The organism is Bacillus sp. z33, assembly GCF_058313615.1.
Genome location: NZ_JBZFQN010000001.1, coordinates 184,866 through 200,942, shown reverse-complemented (window position 1 = coordinate 200,942; position 16,077 = coordinate 184,866). Strand labels below are relative to the sequence as shown.

Genomic DNA, 16,077 nt, shown 5'->3' with positions numbered 1-16,077 from the left:
ATGAATAAAATATTTCAATGATAGGGGAAAAATAATGGTTAATGAATTACAGACAATCCAAACGAATGATTTAACAGAGCAGTCTGCTAATGAAGTAAGAATGCAGTTGCGCAATGAACCACAGGTTCTTCAAATTGTAAAAACGATGGATTTGCGCAATCAGAATGAATTATTGGTACTGGGAAGAGAACCAGCAGAAAGACTCTCTCAGTTTTCAGACAGAATATTAAAGACTATGACCCTATCAAAAATCGATGAATCGGGGCAATTGCTAATTCAATTAGAGAAATTAATGAAACGCTTTGATAAGAATGAAATCATGAAAGAACCTAATTTTATTGCAAAATTGTTCAAAAAAGCAAAGGCAACGACGGATGCCCTATTTAAAAAGTATCAAACATTAGGGGGAGAACTGGATAAGATTCAAAAGGAATTTGCCATGATCGAGGATGAATTAAAACGAACAAATCAAAATTTGGAAGGATTATATGAAGAAGATATTGAATATTATTTCGAATTAGAGAAGTATGTAGTAGCTGCTGAAATAAAATTAGAAGAAGTTACTCAGACGTTAATCCCTGAATGTGAACAAAGAGTCAATTCGGGTAATCAAATGGCTCGAATGGAGCTGGAAAATCTTCGTACGGTAAAAGAATTATTAGAAAGGAAAATAGATGATTTAGAAAAAGCCCGTATGGTAGCTGTAATCGCCGCTCCGCAAATCAAAACCATGCAGCGAGGTAATAATGATTTAGTGGCAAAAATTAATAGCGCCTTTGTTACCACGATTCCGATTTTTAAAATGGGCATTATAAACACTGTAAGTGCTAAACGTCAAAAAGTACATTCCGATTCATTGAATGCCTTTGAAGATCGTACGAATCAGATGTTAAAGGATGTCACAAGCGATATTATGAATCAAAGCATCGAGATTGCTCAACGTTCCGGAAGCTCAAGTATTAAAATGGAAACCATTGAAAATATGTGGGATACCATAGTAAAAGGAATAGATGAATATAAAAAAGTTAAAGAAGAACAGTCCTTGCAACGAATAGAAGATAAAAAACGCTTGGAAACCTTAAGAGAAGACGCGAAACGTGTATTATCCCAAGCCTAACCGGTGTACCCCTATCTGACAAAGATGGGGGTTTTTTAAATATTAGTTAACTGATGCTTTCGAGTAAAAAAATGGGCTTTTTATAAAATATATACGGTATTTCGACTTAAAAACTAATAATATGATGCTTTTCATTTTTAATTTTCGTAATTTTATTCCTAATTTTTACAAATTACAATATAATTAAGTTATGTAAAAAAATACAAAATAGGAAGTGGTTATTGAATGGTTAACTTAAGTAAAGTTGAATTAAAGAAAAAAGGACAAAATATCAATCTAACAAAAAGTACGAATCAATCACTGGGAGAACTCCTGATAAACCTCAATTGGAATCAAAAAAGTACTCCTAAATCAAGAGGATTCATGTCTGCTTTATTTGGTAAATCGAATAATGTCGATCTTGATTTAGGTTGTTTATTTGAATTGAAGAATGGAGAGAAAGGATGCGTGCAAGCACTTGGAAACGCTTTTGGTGATTATAAATCAAAACCTTTTATGAAACTGGATGCTGATGACCGTACAGGAAGTTCCGCAGGAGGAGAGAATCTTCGTATTAACGGGGATAAAATTACTGAAATTAAGCGTATATTAGTATATGCATTTATCTACGAAGGAGTAGCCAATTGGTCCCAAGCAGATGGGATTGTAACTTTAAAGTATCCCGGAGGATCCGATATAGAAGTAAAACTTGATGAACATCGTAATGGGAAAACGATGTGTGCAATCGCAATGATTGAAAATGTTAATAATGAAACATTCAAAGTAGAAAGAATAGTAGAGTATTTTAATGGACATCAGCAAATGGACCGTGCTTATAAATGGGGCATGAATTGGACACGAGGATCCAAATAAAACATTTGCTCAGATAGCAAAATCTGTTGTGCTTCATTAAAATCAATTGCTTTATTAAATTGATATGTGAAATAAAAAGGGATGGTTGGATATGCAGACAATATCATTAAAAAAGAATATCGCTAAGGTTGTTTTAGAGAAGAAAAAATTGCAAGGAGTTGTAGCCAGAGTAGGCCTTGTTTTAGACATCTCAGGTTCTATGCGCGCTTTATATCGTGATGGAGTTGTCCAGGAAGCAGTGGAGAGAATACTGGCCGTAGCAAGCCAATTTGATGATGACGGTTCATTGGATGTATGGGTGTATGACAATGAGTTTTCCAGACTGCCTGCTGTTACAGAAAAAGATTTTGGTAATTATGTCAATGATCAAATAGTAAATAACCAATCTATTCATAAGTTTGGAAGAAATGACGAACCACCAGTTATGGAAGATGTTATATGTAAATATATAAAAGAAGAACCAGCAGAGGAGCCTGTATTTTTAGTATTTATTAATGATGGTGGATGTAAATCAGGTATAAAAAAAGTCATTGTAAATTCTTCGAAAATGCCGATTTTCTGGCAGTTCGTAGGCATAGGATATTCTAATTTTGATGTGTTAAGAAAGCTGGATACAATGGAAGGCCGTTATATTGATAATGCAAATTTCATTCATTTGGATAATTTAGCAGAAGTATCAGATGAAGAATTATATGATCAATTGTTAAACGAATTTCCACAATGGTTAGAAGAAGCAAAGCAAAAGGATATACTGCGATAAAAGATTTAGGTGTGAGAAATTGGCTTAAACAGAACATTTTTTTGTAAATCATCGTCTGAATTTTATAAATTCATCTTTTAGGACTACATGCGCAAACAAAAAACACAAACAATAATAGACGATTGTATATGTTTGTTCGTGTTTATCAATAGAAAGTGCGATGCGCTCATCGCACGGACACTTTATAAATCTATTTAAACACGAACATTAACAATTTTATATTAAAACTCTGATTAGAATATTCATATTTTAATCATTTATGCTAAATTGCGATATTCCAGCTTATAGAACATATGTTTGTGTAGGGATATAGAGAAATGTTTCAAGAGTTAAAAGAACAATTCGATGCATAGAAAAGTATGATTCGTGGTATTAACCTATATAGTTTTAGAAATTATATAGGAGTGACGAACATTGACACATCGAACAGATGATGATTGCCGAGTAGGAAACTTTGAAAATGAATTTGAGCTTCCACCTGGAACAATCAGAAACCAAAATGGCCGCGATACTCGTAGTGACAAAAAAATTGGGACCATACGGAAGGAAGCAGAACATCCACGTAAAAGTAAATAGTTGAATTTATGATTAATAAGTTCATAATTTAATATCAATAAGCATATTCCTCTGTTTTTAAGCGAGTAAAAAATATATGGTCTATTTACGAACAGAAGGAGATTAATCATGGCAAAAATAACTCTGAAGTCCAAAGCTGCCTTAATCAATAATGTACAAGTTGAGGTAGAGGCAAGGGGTCATAAAGTTACAATTGATGAACCGGAAAGAGCGGGAGGTACAGATCTCGGAATGAATCCATTAGAGCTCCTTCTATCTTCCCTTGGTGCATGTCAAACCATTATGGCTCAGAGCTATGCGGAGAAAATGGGTGTAAAGTATGATCGTTTAGAGATTGAACTTGAAGGAGATTTAGATACGGGTGGTTATAAAGGAAAAGCTGGAGTAAAGGTCGGTCTAGAAGAAATCCGGTATACTGTTCACATGGTATCAAATGAGCCAAAAGAAAAAATAGACGAATTTATCCATTATATAGAAGCGCATTGCCCGGCACTGGACTCCTTAATTAATCCAACCAAGGTTGTATCCAAAGGCGTCATGGTTACACAAACTAAATAAATTAATCTTAAAACCGTCGCAATAAGAGTGACGGTTTTATTTATGCAGACAATGAAAAACCCAACTCGACTAGAAGTTGGGCCATGAATTTATTTAGCCTTTAGTTAGTTCCAAGTCCCTTAATTGGACATGTCGAATTTTTCCTGATGTTGTTTTTGGCAAGCGATCAGTGAACTCGATGCTCCTTGGATATTTATAAGGAGCGGTTAATTTTTTAACAAAGTTTTGCAGGTCTTTGATAAGTTCATCTTCTGCATGATTTTTATAAGTATCCATCAAGACGATAAACGCTTTAACAATATTTCCACGAATTTCATCTGGACTTGCTACTACGGCACATTCCTTCACGGCTGGATGCTTGATTAAAGCATCTTCAACCTCGAACGGCCCAATCGTATACCCGGAACTGATAATGATATCGTCACTCCGTCCTTCAAACCAAAAGAAACCTTCTTCATCTTTCTTGGCACGGTCGCCTGTAATATGGAACTCTCCTCTTTTTTGAGCAAGCGTCCGTTCAGGATCTTTATAATATTCTTTAAAAAGTGCAGGTGTACTAAGATGCACAGCAATATCGCCAATTTCACCTGGTTGGCATGGCTGACCGTCTTCATCTACCACTTCGACGATATTACCTGGTGTAGCTTTACCCATTGAGCCGGGCTTATGAGGAGTATCCTTTAAATGCCCGATTAATAAAGTGCTCTCCGTTTGTCCATATCCGTTGCGTATTGTCACGTTAAATTGATTGTAGAAGGCATTAATCACTTCTGTATTTAAGGCTTCACCGGCAGAAATAGCGCTATGCAGATGAGGCAATTTATAAGTTTGAAGTTTAGCGCTTTTAACGATTAAGCGATATTCAGTCGGCGTACTGCAGAAAACATTTATCTTATACTTATCAAGTAACGCTAAAAAGGTATCGGGACTGAATCTGCCGTTATAAGCAAAGCCCGTTGCCCCTGTTCCAAGTACAGAGAGGAAAGGGCTCCATACCCATTTTTGCCACCCAGGAGCGGCTGTAGCCCATACAAGGTCACCCTCATTGATCGCCATCCAGTTTTTCGCCGCTGTTTTTAAATGCGCAAATCCCCAAGCATGCGTATGTACAACCGCTTTAGGATTACCTGTTGTACCGGAAGTATAGGATAACAAAGCAATATGATCCCTAGTTGTGTTGGCCGCTTCAAAAAGAGAAGAGGCGGATTTTACTTTTTCATCTAAAGAAATCCAGTTATCTTTATGGCCGCCAATGCTGAATTTAATTAATTGATTTGAACCGCTCACCGCATCAATTTCTGATGTGAATTTTTCATAACATACAACGGCCCGAGCTTCAGCATGTTCGATTCTAAATCCTAAATCTTTAGCACGGAGCATTTCTGAGCATGGAATAATAACGATACCGGATTTTAATGCAGCCATATAAACAGCATAAGCCTCAATTAAACGGGGGACGATTACCAGTATTTTATCACCCATTTGTAATCCTGCTTCAGCAAACACATTTCCTATTTTATTAGCTTCATCGATTAATTGTTTATATGTAATGGACCTAATCAGGCCCTCTTGATTCTCCCATTTTAAAGCCAGTCTTTCCGGATCATTAGCAAAACGCTCAATTTCAGTTGTTAAATTATATACAAGAGGAGCTATTAATTCTTCTCTTTTCATGCAAATCCCTCCCAAGATGTGAAATAAATATGTAATACCTGTTATCATAGATAACTTTTAGTACTAGGTAATAAATTTTATTTTAGCTATTTTTTGCTAACAAGTAAAGGAAAGAGGATGGGGAACATTTTGTAACGGCTTACAAGCTTAGTTAAGCTAGAGTTTATAATTAAACAACGTTTTATAGGAGGGAAATCTTTTTTACATAAATTCCTTGTAGATTGTTTGAAAAGAATTAAGTATTCATTCTGGAAAAATCAAAAGCTATAACGGTGGAAAGTTAGGCAATAAAATAAGAAGAATCATACGTATAGAGGCATCTAGATTCCATTATGCGTAGAAAGTGATTTAATCAAATTTTAATTAAACCAACTATGAATCGACAAAATAATGAATCCAAGCTCTGTATACTTATACTAGTTAATAAGTGGAGGGGATGCTGGAGTGTTTATTCATGAACAATTACGAGAGCATGTACAAACAAATCCTAGCAAAGTGATTACTTTATTTAAGGGGAAAGAAACAACGTACGCAGACTTTTATCAAAAAGCACAAAACTTAGCAGGATTCTTTCAGCAAAAAGGTTATCAGAAAGAGGATATCATTGCTCTTTACTTATATAATTCAGACACATTTTTGATTGCTTACTATGCTTGTCAATTAGGTGGTTTTTCTGTTTTACCAATCAATACAAAACTTGCCGCTCCGGAAGTAGATTATATTATGCAGCATTCTGAAGCAAAGGCCCTTATCTATGATGCTCGTTTAAATCCAATTCTAGAGCAAATAAGTCCTACTGTGGGACAGTTTAAGGATATTCTTGAAACTGGTGAAAAAAACACCTTAGAGTCAGTTTTAGAGGACTATTCTATCCCTTTCCAGCAAGAACACATTCATAAAGATGATACTGCGGTTATTTTCTACACATCAGGCACTACCGGTAAACCAAAGGGTGTATGTTTATCAGCGGATAATGTACGGGCTATCGCTGAAATCTGGGCGCAGTCTTTAGAAACCACTTCACAGGATCGAACCCTCATTGTCACACCATTATTTCATTGTGCAGCCAGTCATTGCTTTTCCATACCGACTATCGTAAACGGCGGTACAGTCGTTATTGAAGAAACCTTTATTATTGAACAAACTTTGAAAGCATTGGAAAGGGAAAAAATTACGATATTTTTTGGCGTTCCCTCTATTTATAGTACATTATTAAATACTCCTAAAATGAAAGATGCTAATTTGTCTCAGCTACGGTTATTTACATACGGAGCGGCTCCGATGCCATATGAGCTCGTAAAAAAATTAAAGACATATTACCCAAATGTAAAGGTTCAGAACCTGTATGGCCAAACAGAAAACTCTCCAGGGGCAACAACCTTAAAAGACCAATATGCTTTAGAAAAAATCGGTTCGGTTGGAGAGCCTTTGCCCAATACACAAGTACGTGTGGTAAGTGAAGACGGAAAAGACGTTGCTCCTTTTGAAGTAGGTGAAATTATTGTTAAAGGCCCACAAGTTATGAAAGGGTATTTAAAGAATGATGAAGCAACTCGCATGGCAATCAAGGATGGTTGGTTGTACAGCGGAGATTTGGGACGAATAGATGAGGATGGATTATTATATATTGTAGATCGAAAAAAAGACATGCTCATCCGAGGAGGAGAGAATGTATATCCAGTTGAAATTGAAGAGGTTTTATATCAATTGGAGGAAATATTAGAAGCAGCTGTAGTGGGTATTCCTCATGCTAAATATGGAGAAGTCCCTAAGGCCTTTATTGTGCTAAAAGAGGGAAGACAGCTATCTGCAGAGTACATTCAAGCATATTGTCAACAACACCTCGCGAAATATAAAGCTCCGGAGACAATTGTCTTTATTGATGAGTTACCACGAAATGCGAGCGGGAAAGTACTTAAACATTCATTACGAGTTAATCCAGTGCAAGCATAAGAAGCCTGTTCATTTTAGAGTTTAAAAGCGGCTACATAATCAGAAGGGGTAATATTATCACGCGGTTTCAACTATATAAATCATATAAATCCCTCAGTCTACGTGCTGTGGGATATTTTTTATTATAGGATTTGTAGAATAAATTTCGGTAAACGAACAGTATGCGGATTGAAGTGTAATCAGAAAATAGAGGATGTTTACCATTTTGCATAAAACTGAATGTAAGAAACCGCGTTTGTGAATCTTGAAATCACTTGTCATTCTCATATGAGAAACCATTCTTAAATGTATTTCAAAAGATTGCATATTTAAATCCGAAGATATGTAAAAGAATGAAAACTAAATGTTTTGTTGAATTTTGCTGAATTTTCAGATATGAATAAGATTGATTAATCATTTTAGGGAATTTAATATAATAATGTAAACAATGTATAAATTTACATTTGCAAAAACACTCGAATACATAAAATTCTCAAAGAAATTATTTTATATCTAGGGGAGGAAATATGTTTAACCAAAATGTTTTGCAGGCATTTTTAAAGCAAAAAGGTGTTCATGGCCCGTATCAAATTTGGTTATCAAGTCCTGAAATGTCAGATTCTATTTTAATAGAAGGGGAGGAACAACTAGGTGCATTCAAGCCGCTACTTACCGACTTAATAGATTGTATATCTATCCAGGAAGTTAAGGATCATAAAACTTATCTTTATTTCAAATATCCAACTCAATATATATTATCAGTTTGCTTGTTTCAGCCAACTCAGTTAGACGAAAAAGATATGGAATTAATCTATTATTTTCTTTACCCAATATATACTGACCATGCTTTGAACGCAAACCAATTTAAAATCGATAAAATTATAGAAAGTATCTGTCACACTACATCCCTGCTTGATATTGAAGAAATATTTTCTGCCATTTTAAAAAACACGATGGAAGTAATTCCAAATGCTGACTTAGGTACTCTCTGGTTATATGATCGGCATATAGAGCGTGTAGTTTGCAAGACTTCAGTTGGTCATGTTATGGAAGGTCTATGGAAAATGAGATATCGGCTAGGGGAAGGATCTATTGGGCAAATGTTTATGAATGGAACACCTGAACTGATACAGGATCCTTCAAAGCTTTTACATAAAATGACTACGGTTTCACCTGAAAATAATCAGTATTGGGATTCTACCTACGACTTTCCCCGGCATGTCAAATCGCTAATTTCAGCACCAATAACGGTTGATGGCCAAATTGAGTGTGCCATGATACTTGGCCAGGTTAAATCAAGTAAGAGTCTAACAGAACAAGATTTACAATTGATGCAGGGCTTTTCTTCTCAAATTGGTGTTGCGTTGAAAAATGCGAAGTTATTTACAGATATCAAAAATCAAAATCAGCTTCTTCTCAAACGAGATGACATCCATTCCACACTGACGAATTTGTCCTTACAGAATATGGGGGCAAAAAAGGTAATTCGTGAGCTAAACAGAATAATAGGAAAAAAACTATTATTTGTAGACCTAATCGAAAATAGCTGTATTCCAGAAAGAAAAAAACTGCCCTATTCTTATACGAATCAAAAACTTTATCATACGATTACAGAAATGGAAGATGGTTTGCAATACCAAATCATTACATCTGAGCAAGAGTCCCATTGTCTATATCCAATCCGCACGGAAAGATTAATTCTTGGATGTCTTATTATCGAGATAAAGGAACCCTTAAGTCAGCTAGACCATATCGCATTAGAACAGGGATATTCTGTCCTTGCACTTGAACTGGTTAAGAAAAAGAATTTAGTCGAGTTTTATTACAAAAATCGTCGAGAGTTATATTATGAAATGCTGAAGAGCAAAGATTCAACTACGTTATTGTCAAAGGCAAACGAATTAGGAATTAAGGAGCAGGAGGAGTTTTTTTCAGTAATCCTTCAGTATATAGGAAATCAGGATGAAGAAGTGTTAGACACCTATATACATCGTTTAGTGGCTCAGTTAAAAAAAGAATTATCCTCTTATATTCAAACCATTTTCGGTGACCATAATAAAGCAATCGTTCTCTTCTGCCTTCCCGATTCCAAATCATACCCTTTTATTTTGCAGGTTTTAGAACAAACCCTTGTGATGTGGAATGAGGAGGAAAAGGGCAGATTACTCTGCGGTGGAATCAGCTCATCCTATAGCGATTTATCCCTGATCGGAAAATCTCATAATGAGGCGGAGATGGCTCTCTCCTATCTTGTTTCAAAGGAAGTGCCTAATATAATAGAATACTCGAAAATTGGTCTGAACAGGCTGTTTATCAATCAAGACAAAGAAGAAATAAACCGTTTCCTGCAGGAGGTATTTGAACCCTTGCAGACACCTCATCATTCAGCCAGCAAACTCGAAGAAACATTGATTACTTACTTTGAAATGAATCGATCTGCCTCACAAGCGGCTACTAAATTGTATATCCATATCAATACACTTTACCAAAGATTAAAGAAGATTGAAGATTGTCTCGGTATTTCGTTTGAAGATGCAGAGGACATTTTACGCCTTCAACTAGCCTGTTATCTTAAGAAATCACTGAACCAAGCATCCTAGCCTCAAAATACGATGTATTTTTTTCCATTATTATTAATGTTTAAAATAAAAACCGAATATTTTCATATATGAGAAGGCAATGCCTTCTCTTTGTTTATATAACTTTCTTCTACATTACCTCCTTCTCTAGCAAAAACAAGTATATAATCTTCAATTCATTATAAAGAAATTATGTGGAATCCTACATTGTATTCAACAATCTATGTTACTAAAATACAAATTATAGTTGTTATGTTTGTGAGTAGCTTGATGATTGCCCAAGGAGGATGATGAAATGAATTTTTCTTTTACAAAAAAAGAGGAAGTATATCGTCACACATTAAGGATATGGTTAGAGGAAAATCTACCTGAGGGTTGGATAGAAGGTAAACGGGATTTGCCAGAAAACGAAGAAGAACAGGCTCAATTTTTGAGGAACTGGCAGAGGAAAATGAATGAGGGCGGATGGGTTGCCATCGCTTGGCCAGAAAAATATGGCGGTCGAAGTGCCTCGGTTATCGAAGAGATCATCTATCATCAGGAAATGGTGAGAGCAGGAGCTCCACATCTTATTAATTATATCGGAATCCATATGGTTGGCCCAACTTTAATGGATATTGGAACGGAAGAGCAAAGAGAGAAATATATCCCCAAAATACTTAATGCTGAAGAAGTATGGTGTCAGGGATATTCTGAACCAAATGCCGGGTCTGATTTATCTGCATTGAAAACGAGTGCTGTAAAACAGGGAGACAAATGGATTATCAATGGACAAAAAGTTTGGACGAGTTATGGGCATTTGGCAGACCGTTGTTTTCTACTTGCCAGAACCTCTACCAATGAAAAGAAACACAAAGGAATCACCGTATTTTTATTGGATATGAAACAACCTGGTGTTGAAGTCCGGCCCATTATTCAAATGAACGGGAAGCATGATTTCAACGAGGTCTATTTCAATGACGCAGTTGCGTATGATGATGAAATCGTCGGCGAAATCGATGATGGTTGGAAGGTAATGATTAATTTAATGCTGCATGAGAGAACAGGCATAGGAGCCCAAATATTCGCACTGGAAAAGCAATTTTCTGATTTAGTTTTGCTGACTAATGAATTGAAGGAACATGGTCAGCCATTGATAAAGGATGCTTTTGTTCGTCAAAAAATGGTTGAGCTATACACTCGTTACCGCGGTGTCCTTCTAACGTATTATCGCAACATTACCATCTCTATGAAAAGGGGTTATCCTGGTGCGGAAAGCTCAATGGATAAATTAATGAGCAGTGAATTAACAAAAGACATGTTTGAGTTTGCTGTATCCATTCAGGGGCATCAAGGTGTTCTATGGAAAGAGGACGCACGGGCCAATCCTTTTTGGCAATTAGAATATTTATCTTCCTTTGGAGTTACGATCGGAGGAGGTACCAGTGAAGTACAGAGAAATACGATTGGGGAAAGATTATTGGGGTTGCCTAAGGATTTACGTTAATGAAACGGAGGTGCAGAGAAGATGGATTTTTCTTTAAGTGAAGAACAGGAAATGTTTAGAGGATCAGTCCGGAAATATTTAGATAATGCAGGGCAAACAAAAATTGCACGGGAATTGGCAAAAAACAATACGAATCCTCTGACAAAAACTTGGAAAGACCTAGCCCAATTAGGATGTATGGGAATCACAATGAAAGAAGAATATGGTGGAGCTGAATTAGATACAGACAATTTAATTCCTGTGCTCGAAGAATTAGGACGTGCATTATTGCCGGGATTGTATTTAGAAACAGTAGCTCTTGCAAGCCCATTGATTGAGCAGTTTGGAACAATGGAACAAAAAGAAAAATACTTACCTGGAATCGCTGATGGTTCAAGAACCATATCGCTTGCATGGGTAGAACCAGATAAGAGCTTCGATCTGGATGATATTCATATGTCAGCAAAGTGTGATGGGGATACAATGATCCTTAACGGCACTAAAACATTAGTTCCTGAAGGAGATCTGGCGGATACATATCTTGTGCTAGTCCGTTCTGAATCAGAGGTGGATGGACAGGGTATTTCTTTACTCCTTATAGATAGAAATGATGAAGGTGTAGATTTTCGAGTACTTCAGTCTATGGATGAAACTCGTCATCTTGCAGAAGTTGTTTTCAAAAATGTAATCGTTTCCAAAGAACATGTACTTGGCGATCTACATAAAGGCGAGGATGCAATCAAGGAAGGACTTTTATATCTGAACGCCGCTCTTGCTTCTATTATGGTTGGTGGAATGGATAAAATTGTGGAGATGTGTGCGGAATATGCTAAAATCCGTGTTCAATTTGGCCAGCCCATCGGACGTTTTCAGGCTATAAAGCATCGTATTGCTGATATGAAGCTAGATTTAGAGACGGCAAGATCTTTAAGTTATTATGCTGTTTGGGCTCTCGATCAAGAGGCAGAAGATGCAGCTGCGGCCATCTATAGTGCCCGTGCATTTATTACAGAAGCATACCTTCGCCTGGCAGGGCATGCGATACAGATTCATGGCGGCATTGGAGTAACAGAAGAACTGGACTGTCATCTTTATCTAAAGAGAGCTCAATACTATCAAACGTATCTTGGAAATCCAAGATTATATAGAGCAAAGGCAGCTACAGCGCTTAATTGGTAGATTTACAACTTGAACCAATTTAAACCATAGGAAAGGGATGAGTGAGCATGCCTGTAATCAATGAGCTAAAAGAATATAAAAATATTATTAACGGAAATACCGTTCCCTCCAAATCCGGTGATTCAATCGAAAGTATGGATCCCTCCACAGGTAGTGCTTGGGCAAGGATACCGAGAAGTACAATAAAAGACGTAGAATATACAATCCAAGCTGCCCGTGAAGCATTTCCAGGTTGGGCTGCACTTCCACCATTACAACGTGCTGAATTCTTGAGGCAAATCGGTGACTTACTGACAGATCATACTGAAGAATTAGCAACTTTGGAAACTAAGGACAATGGATGGGTCATAAGCAATACAAGCTATACCCTCATTAGTTCATTAAGAGAGATTTGGTATGATGCAGCCGGGCTTTGCAATAATGCCAATAGAGGAGATACCATCCTCAAGGGACCGACTACTTATGGTTATACGTATCGTGAACCTTTAGGAGTGGTACTAGGCATAACACCTTGGAATGCTCCTCTTTTTACATTCACCATGAAAGCTGCCTATGCATTGGCAGCAGGGAACACTGTCATTATTAAACCTTCAGAGCATGCGTCTGTGTCTTCCTTACGCTACGGAGAAATACTGGCATCCATCTTACCTCCAGGTGTCATCAATGTCTTATCTGGATATGGAACTGAAATCGGTGATGCTTTAGTAAGCAATAAGGAAATAAATAAAGTTAGTCTAACTGGATCTAAAGCTACTGCAAGTGCAATTGCCCGGGCTACTGTTAATGATCCGAAGCCATTTATTTTTGAGCTGGGCGGTAAGTCACCAAATATTATATTTGAAGATGCAGACCTGGATAAAGTATTAGAAAGATTATTGCCATATTCCATATTTACCGGCAACGCAGGACAAATATGTGTGGCTGGATCGAGAATATTAATTCAGAAGTCCATCTTTGAAGAAGTAGTAAAAAGGTTCAAGCAATCTATTGAATCGGTGAAGCTTGGAAATACATTGGACATGCAAACAACGATGGGCCCAATCGGTAATCTATCACAATATAAGAAAGTGATTTCCTATATAGAGCTTGGAGAAAAAGAAGGAGAAATTATTGCAGGTGGGAAATCTGGCGGTCATTTATTATTACCAGAAAATCGAGAGTTAGAAAATGGATACTGGGTAGAACCAACTCTAATAAAGGTGGATAACCACCTTCATCGTGTATGCCAGGAAGAAATCTTTGGGCCAGTAGCAGTGGTCATACCATTTGAAACAGAAGAAGAAGCTATAGCCATTGCAAATGATTCTGAATTTGGTTTAGCAGCAGGAATCTGGACGCAGAATCTTGCCCGTGCACAACGATTGATTAGTAGAATTGACGCTGGGAACGTATGGGTGAATACGTATTCTCAGGTGGGAGTTGATCTCCCTTTTGGAGGATTTAAAGATAGTGGGTTTGGAACGGATTCGTTTATAGAATACACCAGGGAAAAAGCATGTGTAATAGAAATTGGATAAAAATATATCTCGCAAAAGTAGACATCTATTAAGTTATGCTTACCTATTCTAATACCATTTGGAGTTGATAAAAATGTTTAATTGGTCAGATGAACGAATTTTTGATCCAGATATGCCAAGGAATATTGATTATCCTAATTTGCCGGTAGGAGCGATTTTAAAAGGAAGCGCCAACCGTTTTGGAAACCGAACAGCTTTTATTTTTCATGATACTCCTATTAGCTATGAACAGGTCTACCGTGATTCTCTTCGGTTTGCTTATTCATTGAAGAAGCTTGGCGTAGAAAAAGGCACAGTCGTTTCAGTTCATTTACCTACGTGCCCTCAATATATTGTTGCTTATTATGGAATTGTTTTATCCGGTGCTATCTATTCACCAATTAATCCTTATTTTCCAAAAGACGATGTAAGGTTTCAACTTCAGGATTCGGATACTGAAGTTATAATCACTCATGAAACAACTGCGAATGACATCCATAGTTTGCAAGCAAATGTCAATATAAAAAAGGTAATTGTGACCGGAGACCAGGAAATGCTCTCATATAGTAACCCAGTGGATGTAAAGGATTACGGAGAGGAATGGTATAGCTTAGCGGATTTGATTGCTTCTGGTGAAGAGGAGGAATTTGATCCTGGGATTGATCCAAAAAATGATCTTGTCCATATTGCGTATACAGGTGGAACAACAGGCAGACCTAAAGGCGTTATGATCACACATAATAATTTAATCAGCAGTTTCCTGCAGTCGGCAGCCTGGACAGCTGGATTAATACCACAGGTTTTAGAGAATGGTGGACTAGAGGTTGTACGAGTCGAGAAAGATATCGACAAATACCTAGCTAAATATCCGTGGTTGACAGAGGAAGCAATTTCTCTCAGTCCTTCACCTTTGTTTCATATTTCCGGTGTATATTCTTGTATGGCCTATCCAATGTTACTTGGATACACTGTCATTCTCATTGACCGTTTTAAACCTAAAACATTTCTTGAATATATTGAAAAATATCAAGTGACCCATGTGAGTGGTTCTCCAGCCATGTGGAATGGCCTATTTGGTCATCCAGACATACATAATTATGATTTCTCATCTGTAAAGAATGTCGGATCCGGTTCGGCTCCATTAGTAAAAGAGGAAATGAAACTATTAGCCAAAACATTTCCAAATGCCAAGGTTGGAGAAGGCTATGGACAAACAGAAGCTACAGCAACGATCACCAATACCGTTTTGTTCTGGTCTGGATTACAAAAGATTGGAACAGTTGGACATCCACTTTTTGATACGGAAGTGAAAATCATCCCTGCAGATGGCAGCAGCGAAGAACCATTACCTGTTGGATCTACAGGTGAAATATGTGCAAAAGGTCCTCAAATTATGAAGGGGTACTATAATAAGCCCCTCGAAACAGAGGAAGCACTAAGAGATGGCTGGCTCCATACAGGCGACATTGGAATGCTTGACGAAGATGGATTCATCACCATAGTAGATCGCAAAAAGGATATGTTGATTTATAAAGGATATAACGTCTATCCAAGCAGGCTGGAAGATGCGTTATTCAAGCATCCGGCAGTTAGCAATGCAACTGTAATCGGTAAACCTTCATCAGGTGTGGGTGAAATTCCAAAGGCATTTGTTATTCTCAAGCCAGGAGCAACAGCAACGGTTGAAGAACTTATCGACTTCGTCAATCAGGAAGTCGTCCACTATGCAAAAATAAGAGAATTGGAGATTGTCGAAGAATTTCCGGTATCACCAGCAGGCAAAATTCTAAAGAGAATCCTGAGGGACAAGGAATTAGAGAAAATAAATAGCCCAATATAAGAATAATAGATTCCATGTAAAGATTTTATTCATCTAAGTGGTCAGTCCA

Annotated in this window: 11 protein-coding genes and 1 pseudogene; 11 read left to right on the top strand and 1 reads right to left on the bottom strand. The window is 37.0% G+C overall.

Annotated features, from left to right (window positions below; translation table 11 throughout):
• Nucleotides 1-34 precede the first annotated feature (34 nt).
• The 5 genes and pseudogenes from AC4G3L_RS01015 (at nt 35) to AC4G3L_RS00995 (ending at nt 3,863) form a co-directional block, all read left to right on the top strand.
• Nucleotides 35-1,117, top strand: coding sequence for a toxic anion resistance protein (locus AC4G3L_RS01015; protein ID WP_491075120.1), 1,083 nt, complete (start codon nt 35-37; stop codon nt 1,115-1,117).
• Nucleotides 1,118-1,345: 228 nt separating this feature from the next.
• Nucleotides 1,346-1,969: pseudogene (locus tag AC4G3L_RS01010) on the top strand (TerD family protein); the annotation flags it as partial.
• Nucleotides 1,970-2,060: 91 nt separating this feature from the next.
• Entirely contained in the window at nt 2,061-2,729 is a 669-nt protein-coding gene (locus AC4G3L_RS01005) for a vWA domain-containing protein (protein WP_491075119.1), read from the top strand.
• A 414-nt stretch (nt 2,730-3,143) separates the two neighbouring features.
• Nucleotides 3,144-3,305 carry a hypothetical protein gene (locus AC4G3L_RS01000; RefSeq protein WP_491075118.1) on the top strand — a complete coding sequence of 54 codons (162 nt, stop codon included), beginning with the start codon at nt 3,144-3,146 and terminating at the stop codon, nt 3,303-3,305.
• A gap of 108 nt (nt 3,306-3,413) precedes the next feature.
• Nucleotides 3,414-3,863, top strand: coding sequence for an OsmC family protein (locus tag AC4G3L_RS00995; RefSeq protein WP_491075117.1), 450 nt, complete (start codon nt 3,414-3,416; stop codon nt 3,861-3,863).
• Nucleotides 3,864-3,956: 93 nt separating this feature from the next.
• On the opposite strand, the gene mbcS is transcribed toward AC4G3L_RS00995, so the two are convergent.
• On the bottom strand, nt 3,957-5,537 hold the full coding sequence (gene mbcS / locus AC4G3L_RS00990) for an acyl-CoA synthetase MbcS (protein ID WP_491075116.1): 1,581 nt from the start codon (nt 5,535-5,537) through the stop codon (nt 3,957-3,959).
• A 444-nt stretch (nt 5,538-5,981) separates the two neighbouring features.
• On the opposite strand from mbcS, the gene menE reads away from it, so the two are divergent.
• The 6 genes from menE (at nt 5,982) to AC4G3L_RS00960 (ending at nt 16,028) form a co-directional block, all read left to right on the top strand.
• Entirely contained in the window at nt 5,982-7,490 is a 1,509-nt protein-coding gene (menE, locus tag AC4G3L_RS00985; RefSeq protein WP_491075115.1) for an o-succinylbenzoate--CoA ligase, read from the top strand.
• 506 nt (nt 7,491-7,996) lie between these two features.
• Nucleotides 7,997-10,069: a helix-turn-helix domain-containing protein gene (locus tag AC4G3L_RS00980; RefSeq protein ID WP_491075114.1), complete on the top strand. Its 2,073-nt coding sequence runs from the start codon at nt 7,997-7,999 to the stop codon at nt 10,067-10,069.
• Between the two features lie 274 nt (nt 10,070-10,343).
• A complete protein-coding gene (locus tag AC4G3L_RS00975) occupies nt 10,344-11,534 on the top strand; it encodes an acyl-CoA dehydrogenase family protein (RefSeq protein ID WP_491075113.1) in 1,191 nt (396 codons plus the stop codon).
• A gap of 21 nt (nt 11,535-11,555) precedes the next feature.
• The gene (locus AC4G3L_RS00970; protein ID WP_491075112.1) at nt 11,556-12,692 is read left to right on the top strand and encodes an acyl-CoA dehydrogenase family protein; all 1,137 of its coding nucleotides are present in this window, start codon (nt 11,556-11,558) and stop codon (nt 12,690-12,692) included.
• Nucleotides 12,693-12,739: 47 nt separating this feature from the next.
• Nucleotides 12,740-14,209: an aldehyde dehydrogenase family protein gene (locus AC4G3L_RS00965; RefSeq protein ID WP_491075111.1), complete on the top strand. Its 1,470-nt coding sequence runs from the start codon at nt 12,740-12,742 to the stop codon at nt 14,207-14,209.
• Between the two features lie 73 nt (nt 14,210-14,282).
• Nucleotides 14,283-16,028 (top strand): class I adenylate-forming enzyme family protein, encoded by a 1,746-nt coding sequence (locus AC4G3L_RS00960; protein ID WP_491075110.1) that lies wholly within the window; start codon nt 14,283-14,285, stop codon nt 16,026-16,028.
• The last annotated feature ends 49 nt before the right edge of the window (nt 16,029-16,077 follow it).

Coding starts and splice junctions, on each gene's coding strand:
- AC4G3L_RS01015 (WP_491075120.1), top strand. CDS start 35: ATGGTTAATGAATTACAGACAATCCAAACGAATGATTTAACAGAGCAG.
- AC4G3L_RS01005 (WP_491075119.1), top strand. CDS start 2,061: ATGCAGACAATATCATTAAAAAAGAATATCGCTAAGGTTGTTTTAGAG.
- AC4G3L_RS00995 (WP_491075117.1), top strand. CDS start 3,414: ATGGCAAAAATAACTCTGAAGTCCAAAGCTGCCTTAATCAATAATGTA.
- mbcS (WP_491075116.1), bottom strand. CDS start 5,537: ATGAAAAGAGAAGAATTAATAGCTCCTCTTGTATATAATTTAACAACT.
- AC4G3L_RS00980 (WP_491075114.1), top strand. CDS start 7,997: ATGTTTAACCAAAATGTTTTGCAGGCATTTTTAAAGCAAAAAGGTGTT.
- AC4G3L_RS00975 (WP_491075113.1), top strand. CDS start 10,344: ATGAATTTTTCTTTTACAAAAAAAGAGGAAGTATATCGTCACACATTA.
- AC4G3L_RS00970 (WP_491075112.1), top strand. CDS start 11,556: ATGGATTTTTCTTTAAGTGAAGAACAGGAAATGTTTAGAGGATCAGTC.
- AC4G3L_RS00965 (WP_491075111.1), top strand. CDS start 12,740: ATGCCTGTAATCAATGAGCTAAAAGAATATAAAAATATTATTAACGGA.
- AC4G3L_RS00960 (WP_491075110.1), top strand. CDS start 14,283: ATGTTTAATTGGTCAGATGAACGAATTTTTGATCCAGATATGCCAAGG.